17 protein-coding genes are annotated in these 14,167 nt (G+C 61.2%); 8 read left to right on the forward strand and 9 right to left on the reverse strand.

Features of this window, described 5'->3' with window-relative positions; translation table 11 throughout:
• Positions 1 to 13: 13 nt before the first annotated feature.
• The gene (locus AAFN47_RS20430) at positions 14 to 865 is read right to left on the reverse strand and encodes an LOG family protein (protein ID WP_499811107.1); all 852 of its coding nucleotides are present in this window, start codon (positions 863 to 865) and stop codon (positions 14 to 16) included.
• Positions 866 to 1,058: 193 nt separating this feature from the next.
• Here AAFN47_RS20430 and dapD point away from each other — a divergent pair, with 193 nt between their 5' ends.
• From dapD to AAFN47_RS20450, 4 genes are read left to right on the forward strand one after another with little or no spacing between them, the layout of a single operon-like run.
• The gene (gene dapD / locus AAFN47_RS20435) at positions 1,059 to 1,913 is read left to right on the forward strand and encodes a 2,3,4,5-tetrahydropyridine-2,6-dicarboxylate N-succinyltransferase (protein ID WP_499811108.1); all 855 of its coding nucleotides are present in this window, start codon (positions 1,059 to 1,061) and stop codon (positions 1,911 to 1,913) included.
• Between the two features lie 30 nt (positions 1,914 to 1,943).
• Positions 1,944 to 2,312 (forward strand): DUF805 domain-containing protein, encoded by a 369-nt coding sequence (locus AAFN47_RS20440; protein ID WP_499811109.1) that lies wholly within the window; start codon positions 1,944 to 1,946, stop codon positions 2,310 to 2,312.
• A 50-nt stretch (positions 2,313 to 2,362) separates the two neighbouring features.
• Positions 2,363 to 3,556, forward strand: a complete 1,194-nt coding sequence (gene dapE / locus AAFN47_RS20445; protein WP_499811110.1) for a succinyl-diaminopimelate desuccinylase — start codon at positions 2,363 to 2,365, stop codon at positions 3,554 to 3,556.
• The gene (locus AAFN47_RS20450; RefSeq protein ID WP_499811111.1) at positions 3,553 to 4,122 is read left to right on the forward strand and encodes a hypothetical protein; all 570 of its coding nucleotides are present in this window, start codon (positions 3,553 to 3,555) and stop codon (positions 4,120 to 4,122) included. The genes dapE and AAFN47_RS20450 overlap by 4 nt, the downstream gene beginning before the upstream one ends.
• 2 nt (positions 4,123 to 4,124) lie before the next feature.
• On the opposite strand, the gene arsC is transcribed toward AAFN47_RS20450, so the two are convergent.
• The 4 genes from arsC to def are packed head-to-tail and all read right to left on the reverse strand — an operon-like array spanning position 4,125 to position 6,773.
• On the reverse strand, positions 4,125 to 4,526 hold the full coding sequence (gene arsC / locus AAFN47_RS20455; protein ID WP_499811112.1) for an arsenate reductase (glutaredoxin): 402 nt from the start codon (positions 4,524 to 4,526) through the stop codon (positions 4,125 to 4,127).
• Positions 4,527 to 4,536: 10 nt separating this feature from the next.
• The gene (gene truA / locus AAFN47_RS20460) at positions 4,537 to 5,280 is read right to left on the reverse strand and encodes a tRNA pseudouridine(38-40) synthase TruA (protein ID WP_499811113.1); all 744 of its coding nucleotides are present in this window, start codon (positions 5,278 to 5,280) and stop codon (positions 4,537 to 4,539) included.
• Positions 5,280 to 6,209, reverse strand: a complete 930-nt coding sequence (fmt, locus tag AAFN47_RS20465; RefSeq protein WP_499811114.1) for a methionyl-tRNA formyltransferase — start codon at positions 6,207 to 6,209, stop codon at positions 5,280 to 5,282. The genes truA and fmt overlap by 1 nt, the downstream gene beginning before the upstream one ends.
• A 39-nt stretch (positions 6,210 to 6,248) precedes the next feature.
• Positions 6,249 to 6,773, reverse strand: coding sequence for a peptide deformylase (gene def / locus AAFN47_RS20470; protein ID WP_499811115.1), 525 nt, complete (start codon positions 6,771 to 6,773; stop codon positions 6,249 to 6,251).
• Between the two features lie 102 nt (positions 6,774 to 6,875).
• Between def and AAFN47_RS20475 the strand changes: the two genes are divergently transcribed.
• Positions 6,876 to 8,135 carry a DNA recombination protein RmuC gene (locus AAFN47_RS20475; RefSeq protein WP_499811116.1) on the forward strand — a complete coding sequence of 420 codons (1,260 nt, stop codon included), beginning with the start codon at positions 6,876 to 6,878 and terminating at the stop codon, positions 8,133 to 8,135.
• 24 nt (positions 8,136 to 8,159) lie between these two features.
• On the opposite strand, the gene irrA is transcribed toward AAFN47_RS20475, so the two are convergent.
• Positions 8,160 to 8,597 (reverse strand): iron response transcriptional regulator IrrA, encoded by a 438-nt coding sequence (irrA, locus tag AAFN47_RS20480; protein ID WP_499811216.1) that lies wholly within the window; start codon positions 8,595 to 8,597, stop codon positions 8,160 to 8,162.
• A gap of 379 nt (positions 8,598 to 8,976) precedes the next feature.
• Here irrA and fabA point away from each other — a divergent pair, with 379 nt between their 5' ends.
• From fabA to fabI, 3 genes are read left to right on the forward strand one after another with little or no spacing between them, the layout of a single operon-like run.
• Positions 8,977 to 9,489, forward strand: coding sequence for a 3-hydroxyacyl-[acyl-carrier-protein] dehydratase FabA (gene fabA, locus AAFN47_RS20485; protein ID WP_499811117.1), 513 nt, complete (start codon positions 8,977 to 8,979; stop codon positions 9,487 to 9,489).
• A gap of 59 nt (positions 9,490 to 9,548) precedes the next feature.
• The gene (gene fabB / locus AAFN47_RS20490; protein ID WP_499811118.1) at positions 9,549 to 10,769 is read left to right on the forward strand and encodes a beta-ketoacyl-ACP synthase I; all 1,221 of its coding nucleotides are present in this window, start codon (positions 9,549 to 9,551) and stop codon (positions 10,767 to 10,769) included.
• Positions 10,770 to 10,778: 9 nt separating this feature from the next.
• On the forward strand, positions 10,779 to 11,591 hold the full coding sequence (fabI, locus tag AAFN47_RS20495) for an enoyl-ACP reductase FabI (protein ID WP_499811119.1): 813 nt from the start codon (positions 10,779 to 10,781) through the stop codon (positions 11,589 to 11,591).
• A gap of 42 nt (positions 11,592 to 11,633) precedes the next feature.
• On the opposite strand, the gene AAFN47_RS20500 is transcribed toward fabI, so the two are convergent.
• Genes AAFN47_RS20500 through AAFN47_RS20510 form a run of 3 tightly spaced genes read right to left on the reverse strand, consistent with a single transcriptional unit; the run spans position 11,634 to position 14,165 of the window.
• A complete protein-coding gene (locus tag AAFN47_RS20500) occupies positions 11,634 to 12,593 on the reverse strand; it encodes a fumarylacetoacetate hydrolase family protein (protein ID WP_499811120.1) in 960 nt (319 codons plus the stop codon).
• A complete protein-coding gene (locus AAFN47_RS20505) occupies positions 12,580 to 13,344 on the reverse strand; it encodes an ABC transporter permease (RefSeq protein ID WP_499811121.1) in 765 nt (254 codons plus the stop codon). The genes AAFN47_RS20500 and AAFN47_RS20505 overlap by 14 nt, the downstream gene beginning before the upstream one ends.
• Positions 13,341 to 14,165 (reverse strand): ABC transporter ATP-binding protein, encoded by an 825-nt coding sequence (locus tag AAFN47_RS20510; protein ID WP_499811122.1) that lies wholly within the window; start codon positions 14,163 to 14,165, stop codon positions 13,341 to 13,343. Before AAFN47_RS20510 ends, AAFN47_RS20505 begins: the two co-directional genes overlap by 4 nt.
• Between the last annotated feature and the right edge of the window lie 2 nt (positions 14,166 to 14,167).

Genomic DNA, 14,167 nt, shown 5'->3' on the forward strand with positions numbered 1-14,167 from the left:
CGACAGCTTCCAATCACTCTGTCTCCACGCCGTAGCGTTCGGCGATGATCGACCAGGCCTCCTCGGCCGTTTCGACGAAGCTGATCAAGTCGAGGTCCTCGGGCGCAATCGTGCCGAAATCGGCCAGCTCCTTGAAATTGACGACGCGGTTCCAGAATTCAGAGCCGAACAGGATCACCGGAACCCTGTCCATGCGTTCGGTCTGGATGAGCGTCAGCGTCTCGAAGAGTTCGTCCATGGTGCCGAAACCGCCCGGGAAAACGGCGACCGCCTTGGCGCGCATCATGAAATGCATCTTGCGGATGGCGAAATAGTGGAAATTGAAGCAGAGTTCCGGATCGATGTAGCGATTGGGCGCCTGCTCGTGCGGCAGAACGATGTTGAGACCGATCGACGGGGCCTCGATTTCCGAAGCGCCGCGATTGCCGGCCTCCATGACACCCGGCCCGCCGCCGGTCATGACAACAAACTCGCTGTAGCCGGACAGGGCGGAATGCTGCGAGCAGAGGGCCGCGAATTTGCGCGCCTCTTCATAGTAGACGGAGGCCGCAGTGAGATTGCGCCACTGGGTTTCGTTGCGCGCGGCAGTGGGTTTTTCTCCCGGCGCCGGAATGCGCGCGCCGCCCTGGATGACGACGGTCGATTTGACGCCGCGCTCGCTGAGCAGCATTTCCGGCTTTAGCAGTTCGAGCTGCAGACGCACCGGCCGCAACTCCTCCCGGCACATGAAATCCTCGTCGGTGAAGGCGAGACGATAGGCGGGCGCGGTCGTTTGCGGCGTCGCCGGCGTCTGCCGGGCGCGTATCGTGTCGGTCCGGGATGTCGGAAGCGGATCCCAGTCTTCTGTCTTGGGTGTGAAACTCATGGATTTTCCTTTCGCGATACCGCCGCCGCCCCGGCGCGCGGGCCGCTGATTGACGCCCCGCTTTTCCTCCCTTACTAGCTTGTCCGCAGACACAGCACGACCGGCGCATGACCGGCGCAGCCTATCATGGCCTGTTCCGGCCGACCGCCAGAATAGCGCCCGACCGTTAAGGAAACCTCCAAGGAATACACGAATGAGCAGAACAGACCTCGCCACACTGGAAAAGACGATCGACGACGCCTTCGAGAACCGCGATTCCGTTGGCACATCGACGCGGGGCGAGATCCGCGACGCCGTCGGGGAAGCCCTGAACCTGCTCGACAGCGGCGCCGCGCGCGTCGCCGAACGGGCCGACAGCGGCGAGTGGACCGTTAATCAGTGGCTCAAGAAGGCGGTGCTTCTGTCATTCCGGCTCAATCCGATGGACGTCATCAAGGGCGGACCCGGCGAGGCGCACTGGTGGGACAAGATCCCGTCCAAGTTCGACGGCTGGAGCGCGCACGAGTTCGAACGCGCCGGTTTCCGGGCCGTGCCGCACTGCATCGTGCGCCGGTCCGCCTATATCGCGCCGAATGTCGTTCTCATGCCCTCCTTCGTCAATCTCGGCGCCTATGTCGGCGAGGGAACGATGGTCGACACCTGGGCGACGGTCGGCTCCTGCGCGCAGATCGGCAGACACGTTCACCTGTCGGGCGGCGTCGGCATTGGCGGCGTGCTTGAGCCGCTGCAGGCCGGTCCGGTGATCATCGAGGACAACTGCTTCATCGGCGCCCGCTCGGAAGTCGTCGAAGGCTGTGTCGTGCGCGAGGGCTCGGTGCTCGGCATGGGCGTCTATATCGGCCAGTCGACGCGCATCGTCGACCGCGAGAGCGGCGACGTGTTCTATGGCGAGGTTCCGCCCTACTCCGTCGTCGTCGCAGGCTCCATGCCGGGCAGCACGGATACGGGCAACAAGGCCGCGCCGCATCTCTACTGCGCGGTGATCGTCAAGCGGGTGGATGAAAAGACGCGCTCGAAAACCGGCATCAACGAATTGCTGCGGGCCTGACCGTCGGGACGTAAAGGACACGGAAAACCGATGAAACCGGACATGCGATGGGTCTTCCTCGGTTTTTCCGGGCGGCTTGGCCGCCTTCCCTATCTGCTCGGCTACCTGTTCGTGACCGCCGTGGGCTTTGTGATCCTGAACCAGGTCCGGTTGGCCGACGAGGACAGCCTTCGCCAAGGGATCTGGGCTCTTCTTTTCCTCGGATACGGGGTGATGTCGGTCTGGTCGGTGCTCGCACTTGTGGTCAAACGCCTGCATGACATCGGATTCCCGGGGCCTCTCTCTGTCATGCTTTTCATACCCGTCATCAATCTGGCGGTCTTCGCCGGGCTGTGCCTGTGGCCGGGCGCGAGCGGCGCCAACGCCTATGGCGACGAAACGAACCGGCCGAAGAGCTGACGCAAGGCTGAGGTGATGACAAACCGCGCCGAGTTGGATAATCCATCGCAATGACTACATCCGATCCGATCGAAAATCTCGCCGCGCTCATTCGCTGCGCCTCCGTCACGCCGCAGGACGACGGAGCGCTTGCCTGCCTGCAGACAATGCTCGAGCCGATCGGCTTTTCGGGCGACCGCCTCGTCTTCGAGGATACGAATACGCCGGCGATCGACAATCTCTATGCGCGGCTGGGCAGCAGCGGCCCGCACCTGATGTTCGCCGGCCACACGGACGTGGTGCCGCCGGGCGACGAGGCGGCATGGACGCATCCGCCATTCGCGGCGGCGATTGCCGACGGCCGGATATATGGACGCGGCTCCGTCGACATGAAGGGCGGGATCGCCTGTTTCGTCGCAGCTGTGGCGCGGTTTGTCGAAGCGCACGGCAAGCCTGACGGCTCGATCTCGCTGCTGATCACCGGCGACGAGGAAGGCCCCGCCGTCAACGGCACGGTGAAGCTTTTGGAGTGGGCGGCCGGCAAGGGCGAACGCTGGGACGGCTGCATCGTCGGAGAACCGACGAACCGGCAAGCCCTCGGCGACATGATCAAGATCGGGCGGCGCGGCTCGCTGAGCGGCTGGATCACGGTCAACGGCGTTCAGGGCCACGTTGCCTATCCGCACCTCGCCGACAATCCGCTGCGCGCGCTGACGCCGATGCTTGACGCGCTCATGAACCCGCCGCTGGACGCGGGCACGGACGCGTTTCCGCCGACCAATCTGGAAGTCACCACCGTCGATGTGGGCAATCCGGCGCTGAACGTCATTCCGGCGAGCGCGCGGGCAAGCTTCAACATTCGCTTCAACGACACGTGGAGCGCAGAAACGCTGCGCGCCGAGATCGAGAACCGGCTTGAAAAGGCGACGCGAAACGACGGATTGCGGCCCGGCCGCGGGCCGGCCGACTATGCCCTGGAATGGGTCGACCGCGTGAGCCCTGTCTTTTTGACCCGCGACGAGGCGCTGATCAGCGCAATGCGCGACGCTGTGCAAACGGTCACGGACCGCGAGCCGGTGCTATCCACCACCGGCGGCACGTCCGACGCGCGCTTCATCAAGGATTACTGCCCGGTGCTGGAATTCGGCCTTGTCGGCGACACCATGCACATGATCGACGAGAACGCCGGGCTCAATGATCTCGAAGGGCTGACGAAGATCTATCTCGCCTTCCTCGAGCGCTGGTTCGGCAAGACCGCGCGATGATCCCTTCCCTCGACGAAGTTGGACACTATCTGCGCGGCGTCTTGCTGCTGATACGCAATGACCCGACGGGCATGCAGTATCTCGACTTCAGCCATCGCGGCTTCTGGCGGTCCTTCTGGGCCTATTTCTATTTGCTGCCGGTTTATATCTACTCCTGGATCGACGTGCGCAACGCCATCCTGGCGTCCGATCCGCAAGCATCCGTCGGTCCCGGCTTCTTTCTGCGCGAGGCCGTGCAAAGCGCGCTGGTGATCGCGTCATTTCTGGCGCTGATTGCCCTGCTTTCCCGACCTCTCGGTTTCAGCCATCGTTTCGGCCACTGGCTGATCGCATCCAACTGGTACGGGCTTGCCTTTTCCTATGTGCTGACCGCGCCGCAGGTGCTCCACCGCTTCATGCCGGAATCACCGCTGCCGGTCCTGCTGACGTTCACGCTGATCGTCTTTTCTATCTGGGCGAGTTTCCGCGTCTATCGCCGCGTGCTCGCGGACAACGTTCCCGTCGCGATCTTCATCATTGCGATGGAGTTCGGCTGGGTGTTCCTGGCCTACTATCTGTTCGGTTGAGCCTATTTGCGAACGACCTCGCCGTCTTCCTTTGAGAAGGCGCCGATATCCGGATTGTCCAGTAGCTCCAGCACCTTTTCCGAAGGCCGGCACAAAGCAGTCCCGTTCTGCGTCACGACCACCGGCCGGTTCATCAGGATCGGATGCTCGACCATGAAGTCGATCAGTTGATCGTCGCTCCATTTCGGATCGTCGAGACCAAGCTCGTCGTAGGGCGTTCCCTTGCGGCGCAGGAGATCGCGCACGGGCATGTCCATGGCGGCGATCAGCTCGACGAGCTTGTCGCGGCCCGGCGGTGTCTTGAGATACTCTATGACCTCCGGCTCGACGCCGGACTGCCGGATCATCGCCAGCGTATTGCGCGACGTGCCGCATGCGGGGTTGTGGTAGATCGTGACTGACATTGCTTTGTCCTCAGTAGTCGACTCTCAGAAAATACAGGCCTTCGGGCCCCGCGACCGGTCCGCAGGCGGCGCGATCGCGCGCTTCAAGCGCGGCCTTGACGTCGTCCGGCGTCCAGGACCCCTCGCCGACCACCCGCAACGTGCCCGCAAAAGAGCGGATCTGGTTGTGCAGGAAGGACCGCGCCGAGGCGTGGATCGTTACATTATGGCCGTCGCGTGTGACATCCAGACGATCAAGCGATTTGACAGGATTCTTGGCCTGGCACTGGACCGAACGGAAGGTGGTGAAGTCATGGCGTCCGACGAGCAGCTGGGCTGCCTCGTGCATCGCAGCGTGATCGAGCGGGCGCGGCGCCCACAGCGCATGCTTTCGCTCCAGCGCCAGCGGCGCCGGCCGGTTGACGATGCGATAGACGTAGTGACGGGCGACGGCGGAGAAGCGGGCGTCGAAATCGGCTTCAGCCGGCATGGCCTCGATAATGGCGATGGTGTCGCCCGCCTGGCCGAGATGGGCGTTCAGCGCATTGCGTACGGTGTCCGCCGGCCACTGCTTTTGAAAATCCAGATGGGCGACCTGGCCGAGCGCGTGCACGCCGGCGTCGGTGCGCCCGGCGCCGCGCACCGTGATCGTCTCACCGGTGAATTTCAGCGCGGCTTCCTCGATGGCGCTCTGGATGGAGCGGCCATTGTCCTGCCGCTGCCAGCCGACATAGCCCGTGCCGTCATATTCGACGGTCAGGCGATAGCGCGGCATTAGCCGATCACCGCGCCGGGAGCGATGGCGGCGCCGCGAAGGAAATCCTCCGCCGTCATCGCCTTGCCGCCGGCTTTCTGCAGCTCCACAAGCCGGACAGCGCCCACGCCACATGCGATGCTCAAGCGGTCGTCCAGGACAGTTCCGGGCTCACCGCCGCCTTCGGCCAGTTGCGAGCGCAGCAGCTTGACGCGCTCGGCCTTGCCGCCGAGCGTCATCTCTGTCCAGGCGCCCGGAAAAGGCGACAGCCCACGGATCCGGTTGTGAACTTCCTCCGCCGGGCGGGCGAAGTCGATCCGCGTCTCCGCCTTGGTGATCTTTTCGGCGTAGAGCACGCCGTCTTCCGGTTGCGGGGTCAGGGTCAGCGAATCACGTTCGAGGGCGGCCATGGCCCGCTGCATCAGATCCGCCCCGATCAGCATAAGCTGGTCGTGCAGCTCGCCCGCCGTCATGTCCGGACCGATCGCCACCCGCTCCTCCATGGCGACAGGGCCTGCGTCGAGCCCTTCGTCCATCTTCATGACCATGGTCCCGGTCTCGGTGTCGCCGGCCATGATCGCCCGCTGGATCGGGGCCGCCCCGCGCCAGCGCGGCAGGAGCGATGCATGGCCGTTGTAACAGCCAAGGCGCGTTCCCTCGAGGATGGGCTTCGGTAGAATGAGTCCATAGGCGACGACAACCGCGACATCGGCGTCGAGCGCGCGGAAGGCTTCCTGCTCCTCGTCGCCTTTCAGGCTTTTCGGGGTTCGCACGGGAAAGCCGAGGATTTCCGCCTGTCGGTGAACCGGCGACTTGACCGTTTCCAGTCCGCGCCGGCCGCCCGGCCGCGGCGGCTGGGAATAGACCGCGACGATCTCGTGACCGTAGCCGGCAAGGGACGCCAGCGTCGGGACGGCGAAATCGGGTGTCCCCATGAAGATGATGCGCAAGGATTGCTCCCGGATGTTTCGTTGCCCGCGGGCGGCCTGTCACATCGCCGGCTGGCCGCGGGACTTCGCCAGTTTGGTGAATTTCCGGATGACCATGTCGCGTTTGAGCTTCGACAGATAGTCGATGAAGAGCACGCCGTTCAGGTGGTCTATCTCGTGCTGCAGGCATGTCGCGAGAATGCCGTCCGCCTCGATGGTCTGGCGCGCGCCGTCATAGTCGACATAGTCGACCGTCACCGACGCCGGCCGCTCGACCTCGGCGTAGTAGTCGGGGATCGACAGACAGCCTTCCTCGTAGACGGACCGCTCGTCCGAGGACGCAAGGATCTTCGGATTGAAGAACACCATCGGCGCCTTTTCCTCGTCGTCTCCGGAGCAATCGACGACCACGATGTTGCGCGGAACGCCGATCTGAATTCCGGCGAGGCCGATGCCCGGCGCGTCATACATGGTTTCCAGCATGTCGTCGGCGAGCTTGCGGACGGACTCGTCCACCTGCTCGAAATCCTCTGATTTCTTTCTGAGAACCGGATCGGGAAGAAGAACAATAGGCTTGATGGTCATGGCATGCACTTAAGCATTCGGCGCGCCCGGGTCAATTCTCCGGATTATCCATGTTCCCGTTTTGATCTGGCATTGGCTGGCGAATCAGATAGAGTCGCGCCCATGGATCCTGTTCAGCTATCATTCGACACGCCGGTGCTGCAGGCGGGCGAGACGACCGTAACGCTCGGCATGGCGCTGGCCGGCGCCGCCGCGATCGTGATTCTTCTGTTTATTCTCGCCGTTTCGATCGCGCGCCGATCCGCCCGTCGCCGGGCCGAAGCCGCCGAAACGGCGCGTCAGGACGCCGCAAGACGCGCCGCCGAGACAGAAACCCGGCTGGCCGACATTCTGAAAACCCAGTCCGAGATGCAGGGCCGCATGGCGACGATCGCCGAAGTGTTCGGCACGCGCCAGACGGAAATCAACAAGTCGATCAACGAACGCCTCGACGGAATGACCCAGCGGCTGGGCGCTACGATCAGCGAACAGACCAAGTCCACGCACGAAAACCTAGCGCGGTTGCAGGAAAGGCTCGCCGTGATCGACACGGCGCAAAACAACATCCAGGCGCTCGCCAAGGATGTCGTCGGCCTGCAGGCGATCCTCGCCAACAAGCAGACGCGCGGCGCTTTCGGCCAGGCCCGCATGGAGGCGATCATCGCTGACGGCCTGCCCTCCAACGCCTATGCGTTTCAGGCGACGCTAAGCAACGGCAACCGGCCGGACTGCCTGGTCTACATGCCCAACGACGCGCCGGCTCTCGTCGTCGACGCGAAGTTCCCGCTGGAGGCGTGGAACGCCATTCGCGAAAACGAGGATCCGGAAGCCTCAAAACAGAAAGCGCAGCAGTTTCGCCGTGACGTGGAAGTGCATATTCGCGATATCGCTGACAAATATCTGATCACGGGCGAAACCCAGGACACGGCGTTCATGTTCGTGCCGTCGGAATCGATTTTCGCCGAAATCCACGAGAATTTTGAAGCCACGATCCAGAAGGCGCACCGCTCGCGCGTCGTGCTGGTGTCGCCGTCGCTGCTGATGCTGTCGCTGCAAGTGGTTCAAGCGATCCTGAAGGACGCGCGCATGCGCGAACAGGCGCATCTGATCCAGGGCGAGGTGGCGCGGCTGATGGACGACCTCACCCGGCTGGACGATCGCGTCGGCAAGCTGCAGACCCATTTCGGCCAGGCGCAGCGCGACATCGACCAGATTCTGACGACAACGGGCAAGATCACCAAGCGCGGCGCAAAGATCGAATCGCTGGAGATGGAAGCCGATCCGTCGTCAGAGCATCCGGCCGCGCCTGAACCGGAAAGCAAGCCTGTGTCCGTGCCCGGTCACACGGGCACGCTGAAATTGCACGCCGGCGGCGGGCAATAGGCCTTTCATCAAGGGATCAGTGCGTCAGGAAGACTTGCGACGGAGGCGGATCACCACGTCAACATGGGCGATTTCCATGCCTTCGGGGGCTTCCGGCAAACCGTTTACGCTCAAGCCGCTGACGGGGATGTCCATCACCTCTGATTCGCCTTCGATGAAGAAATGGTGGTGATCGGAGGTATTGGTGTCGAAATAGGTCTTGGCCGATTCGACGGCCAGAACTCTCAACATTCCCGCATCAGTGAACTGATGCAGCGTATTGTAAACGGTGGCAAGGGACACAGCCACGCCAGCCGTCACGGCTTCGTCATGCAGTTCCTCGGCAGTCAGGTGGCGGTCACCCTTGGCGAACAACAGCCCTGCAAGCGCTATTCTCTGGCGCGTCGGACGCAGGCCCGCAGAACGGAGGCGGTCGCCGGCAAAGCGTGTCGGGCACGTCTTTTGTTCTGTCAGATTATGCATATCTCTTCGTCTTGGCCGCAAATGGTTGGAATTGATCGAACCTATATATCCGGACTGATCCCATCTTTCAATAGTTGAGTTTTCAAGTCCAATTTTGTGTTTCACCGCAACTATACGGAAAATGATCGGATTTCGCCATCCCCACGGTTTCCGCTCCACGGGGTAATGTGATAGAGCATCGGCGAAATTCATTTCGTAGCCGATCAGGCGGTCGGTTCAAGCCGGCAATACACGTGTCGGCTGCAACCCCGCGGCCCTGAATCCTGGCGCAATCGGAAGTTCGCAACGGAGTTTCTTTGTGCTAAGGCGGGCCAGGCAAGCAAGAACAGGAACTACGCCGCAACAGAAGGCGTGGCATTTTCGGGAGTAACTTCAGTACATGAACACCAGGCAATCCAGCTTCAGCTACGATGACATTCTGACTTGCTCGCATGGCGACATGTTTGGACAGGGCAACGCACAGCTTCCGCTTCCGCCAATGCTGATGTTTCATCGCATCACGGCCATTTCGGACACAGGCGGTGAATACGGCAAAGGTTATGTCCGGGCCGAATTCGACGTGACGCCCGATCTCTGGTTCTTCAAATGCCATTTCGAGGGTGACCCCGTAATGCCCGGTTGCCTGGGTCTTGACGCATTGTGGCAGATGACCGGCTTCTTCCTTGGCTGGCTCGGCGAACCCGGCCGCGGCCGGGCGATTTCATGCGGAGAAGTCAAGCTCACCAAGATGGTGACGCCCGAGACAAAACTCGTGGAATTCGGCGTTGATTTCAAGCGCGTCATCCGTGGGCGCCTGGTGCTCGGTATAGGCGACGGCTGGGCGAACGCCGACGGCGAACCGTCCTACAAGGCAAACGATCTGCGCGTTGGCCTTTTCCAGGAAAAGGCGTAGGAACCGGTTCCGAAAAATCTCGAATCCAGCATCGACAGGCTTTGCGGAAAGGACACCGTATGAAAAGAGTTGTCGTCACCGGAATGGGTATCGTCTCATCCATCGGGAACAATGCGCAGGAAGTCACCGACTCGCTGCGCAACGCCCGGTCCGGCATTACATTTTCCCAGGATTTTGCCGACCACGGCTTCAAATGCCAGGTCTGGGGCGCGCCGACGCTTGACCCCACCGACCTGGTCGACCGCCGCGCGATGCGGTTTCTGAGCAAGGGCGGCGCGTGGAATCACGTCGCCATGCTGCAGGCGATCGAAGACAGTGGCGTTGAACAGGACGATATCTCCAGCGAGCGAACAGGCATCGTGATGGGATCCGGCGGGCCGTCGACCCGCACCATCGTCGACGCCGCGGACACCACCCGCGAGAAAGGAAGCCCGCGACGGATCGGACCCTTTGCAGTGCCGAAGGCGATGTCGTCAACGGCCTCTGCGACGCTCGCCACCTGGTTTAAAATTCACGGGGTGAACTATTCGATCTCCTCGGCGTGCTCGACTTCGGCGCATTGCATCGGAAACGCCTACGAACTCATCCAGATGGGCAAGCAGGACATGGTGTTCGCCGGCGGACACGAAGATCTCGACTGGACCATGTCGAACCTCTTCGACGCCATGGGCGCGATGACCTCGAAGTTCAACGACAGCGCCGCAACCGCATCGCGCGCATATGATGTCAGCCGCGACGGCTTCGTCATCGCCGGCGGCGCCGGCGTGCTGATCCTTGAAGAGCTGGAGCATGCAAAGGCGCGAGGCGCAAAGATCTATGGCGAGATCGTCGGCTATGGCGCGACGTCCGACGGCTACGACATGGTCGCGCCGTCCGGCGAAGGCGCAGTGCGCTGCATGAAGCTCGCCCTTTCGACGGTGGACGGGCCGGTCGACTATATCAATACACACGGAACCTCGACGCCGGTCGGCGATTCGGCCGAGATCGGTGCGATCCGACAGGTTTTCGGCGAAGAGGCGCCTTTTGTCGCTTCGACCAAATCACTCACCGGACACTCATTGGGAGCGACCGGCGTGCAGGAATCTATCTACACGCTGCTGATGATGAACGAGGGCTTTATCGGGGAGAGCGCCCACATAACGGAGCTCGACCCGGAATTCGAAGGCATACCGATTGTCCGCGAGCGTATCGACGATGCGAAAATTGACATCGCCTTGTCGAACTCCTTCGGATTCGGTGGAACCAACGCAACGCTCGTTTTCAAGCGCTACAACGGATAGGTTATCTCCATGAGTGGATTAATGAAGGGCAAACGCGGCCTCATCATGGGAGTCGCAAACGACCATTCAATCGCTTGGGGAATTGCTCAGGCGCTGCATGCACAAGGCGCGGAACTCGCTTTTACCTATCAGGGCGAAGGCTTCGGCAAACGGGTGCGGCCTCTGGCGGAGAAAGTCGGCGCCAACCTCGTTATCCCGTGCGACGTGGAAGCCATCGAGACGGTCGATTCCACTTTCGACACGATTGAGCAGGCCTGGGGCGGAATCGACTTCGTGGTTCACGCCATCGGTTTTTCCGACCGCAATGAGCTCAAGGGGCTTTATGCAGACACCACGCGCGCCAATTTCTCGCGCACCATGGTCATCTCGTGCTTCTCATTCACCGAAATCGCCAAACGCGCTGCAGGTCTGATGAAAGACGGCGGATCGATGATCACGCTGACCTACGCCGGCTCTACCCGCGTTATGCCCAACTACAACGTCATGGGCGTCGCCAAGGCGGCGCTCGAGGCGAGCGTGCGCTATCTCGCCGCCGATTTCGGACAGGACGGCATTCGCGTGAACGCAATTTCCGCCGGCCCGATCCGCACCCTTGCGGGCTCCGGCGTCGCCAATGCGCGAGAAATGTACAATTTCCAGCAGCGCAACTCGCCGATGCGCCGCACCGTGACCATCGACGATGTGGGTGGTTCGGCGCTTTACCTCCTGTCGGACCTGTCGAACGGCGTGACCGGCGAAATTCACTACGTCGATTCCGGCTACCACATCACGTCGATGCCGATCATCGAGGAGCTGAAGAACCGCTATTCCAACGGGCAGTGATAGCCCTGGAGCATCTCCTGCGGAATATTCATCTTCGTCCGCTCAGATCGTCTGCTGCACCAGCCGGTTGCGCAAGGTTCCCATCCCCGCGATGGACGCCTCCAGCAGATCACCGTCTCGCAGGAAGCGATTGCGCGCGCTTCCGACGCCTGCCGGGGTGCCTGTGAGAAGCACGTCGCCCGGCTGCAGCGTCAGCGTGGCGCTGAGCTCCGCGATCTGTTCGGCGAGACTGAATATCATTTCGGACGTGCTGGATTCCTGCATTTTCTCGCCGTTAACGCTCAGGCTAATGTCGAGCGACTGCGGATCCCCGACCTGTGAAGAAGGTGTTATCCATGGACCAAGCGGGCAGGAACCATCAAAAACCTTGTGACCAACCCAGTCGTATATGAACGGCGATCCTTCGGCGACGTCATGGCGACGCAAACGCCCGCGCGCCGAGAGGTCATTGGCGATAGTGTAACCCGCCACGCTGTCCAGCGCGTTTTCGACACTCACGCGAAACGTCTTTAAGCCAATGACCGCAGCCAGTTCGACTTCCCAGTCAAGGTTCCAGTCAAAACTTGCGATCGGAATATCCCGGTCCGGATCGGCGACGCACCCGTTGCTCTTGAGAAAGAACCAAGGCCTGGCGTCAGGGTTCCTGGTCCAGTTCTTCTTGACGACCCCGCGGGCAGCGAGCATTTCCAGCAGGTGATCCCTGTAGTTTGCGCCCACGCAGAAGATATTCTGCGGCTTCAGGGGCGACAACAGCAGAGGTTGCTCGCCCAGCAACGCCTCAGTCGGCGCCGCGTCGGCGATTGCTTGCAGCCGTGGTTCCAGTTCGAACCACTGATCAAGCAGAACCTGCATGTCGGAGTATCTTTCGTCGCCGAGCGCCTTTCCGATATCCACAAAACGCGATCCGGAGCCAAGCACGCTCCGCGGCGCGCCGTCTTCTAGGCGTCGGCTGATTCTGTAAGCCGCTTGCTCTCCAGTTACAATGGCATCAATATCCGGCATCGCGACGCGGTCCTTCCCAGAAAACCAGTTTCTTGTGCATCGTGCGAAGCAACTGGCTGCTTGCGATGCCAAGCATTGCAAGCAGCGCAATGGCGGCGAACATCATCGAAACGTCATAATTCGTGGAAGCTGCCTGTATCAGATAACCGAGGCCTGAACGCGACGAAACGAATTCAGCGACGATCGTACCGATCAGAGCGAGAACAACAGCCACCTCGAGTCCAGCGAAGATCGCGCTCGCGGCCGTCGGCAGTTTGACCTCACGGAAGATCGTGAACCGCGACGCCGACGAGGCGCGGTAGAGATCGATCAGTTCCTTGTTGGACATGTGAAGGCCCGCGACGGTGTTCACGAACACCGGGAAAAACGTCATCAAAGCGACGAGAACGATCTTCGCTTCCAGCCCGTAGCCGAACCAGACGATGAGCAGCGGGGCGAGCGCCACCTTGGGTATGGATTGAAGGCCAATAAGGTAGGGACGCACAAGGCGGTCGGCAATTGCAAATTCGGCAAGGACGCTGCCAACCGCAAGGCCGAAACCTGATCCAATCAGATATCCCGCCAGCGCCGTGAACACCGTTGTGTACAGGTGCCGGAAAATCGTACCGCTCCAGATCATTTCCCAAAGTGTCATGCCGACTGAAACCGGCGAGGGAAGCAGATATGCCGGGACGCCGGAAAACTGCACAATTGCGGCCCAGATGACGAGAAACACCGCAAACGATCCGACTGTTTTCAACAACCGCGTCATTGGCCGTCCTTCTGTTTCCCGGATGTAAAGAGTTCGCGCAGGTGATGACAGTGGTCGTTGAATTTCTTCGACGTCATCGTGTCGATCGTTCGCGGAAACGGCAGGTCGACGACAAGTTCATCCAGTACACGACCCGGCCTACCCGAGAGCGTGATGACCCTGTTGGACAGGAAGACCGCTTCGGGGATAGAATGTGTAATGAACAACACGGATTTATTGGTCGTCATCCAGATCTGCTGCAACTCGACCATCATGGACTCTCGCGACATGGCGTCAAGCGCCGCGAATGGTTCGTCCATCAACAAGACGCGGGGGTCTTTGATCAACCCCCGCGCAATACCCACTCTCTGCTGCATGCCTCCGGACAACTCGAAGGGATAGTGACTTGCGAAGTCCTTCAGGCCAACCAGATCCAGCAGTTCGATCGCGCGTCGTCTGTCTTCCGGATCCGGGCGTTTGGTGGCCCGCACCGGCATCAGCACATTCTGCAAATTGTTCTGCCATGCAAGCAGCGTCGGCTGCTGGAAGACGATTCCCACATCGCCGCGTGGTCCACGCAGTTCGGCGTCGTCTATCAACACGCGCCCGCTGCTTGGCGCAAGCAGGCCGGACAATATCTTCAATATCGTCGACTTGCCGCAGCCTGACGGTCCAAGCACGGAAACAAACTCTCCCTCCTTCAATTGCAAGGAAAGATCGGTGAGAGCTTCGACGTTCCCGCGCTCGGACTTGTAGACCAGTCCGACATCTTCAATGCTGATGCTGACTGGCGCGCCGTCATCAGCAGCAGACGCAGACTTGAGCTTTCCGGCAGAGCTCATCG

Source organism: Hoeflea sp. CAU 1731 (genome assembly GCF_039888615.1).
Taxonomy (GTDB): Bacteria; Pseudomonadota; Alphaproteobacteria; order Rhizobiales; family Rhizobiaceae; genus Flavimaribacter.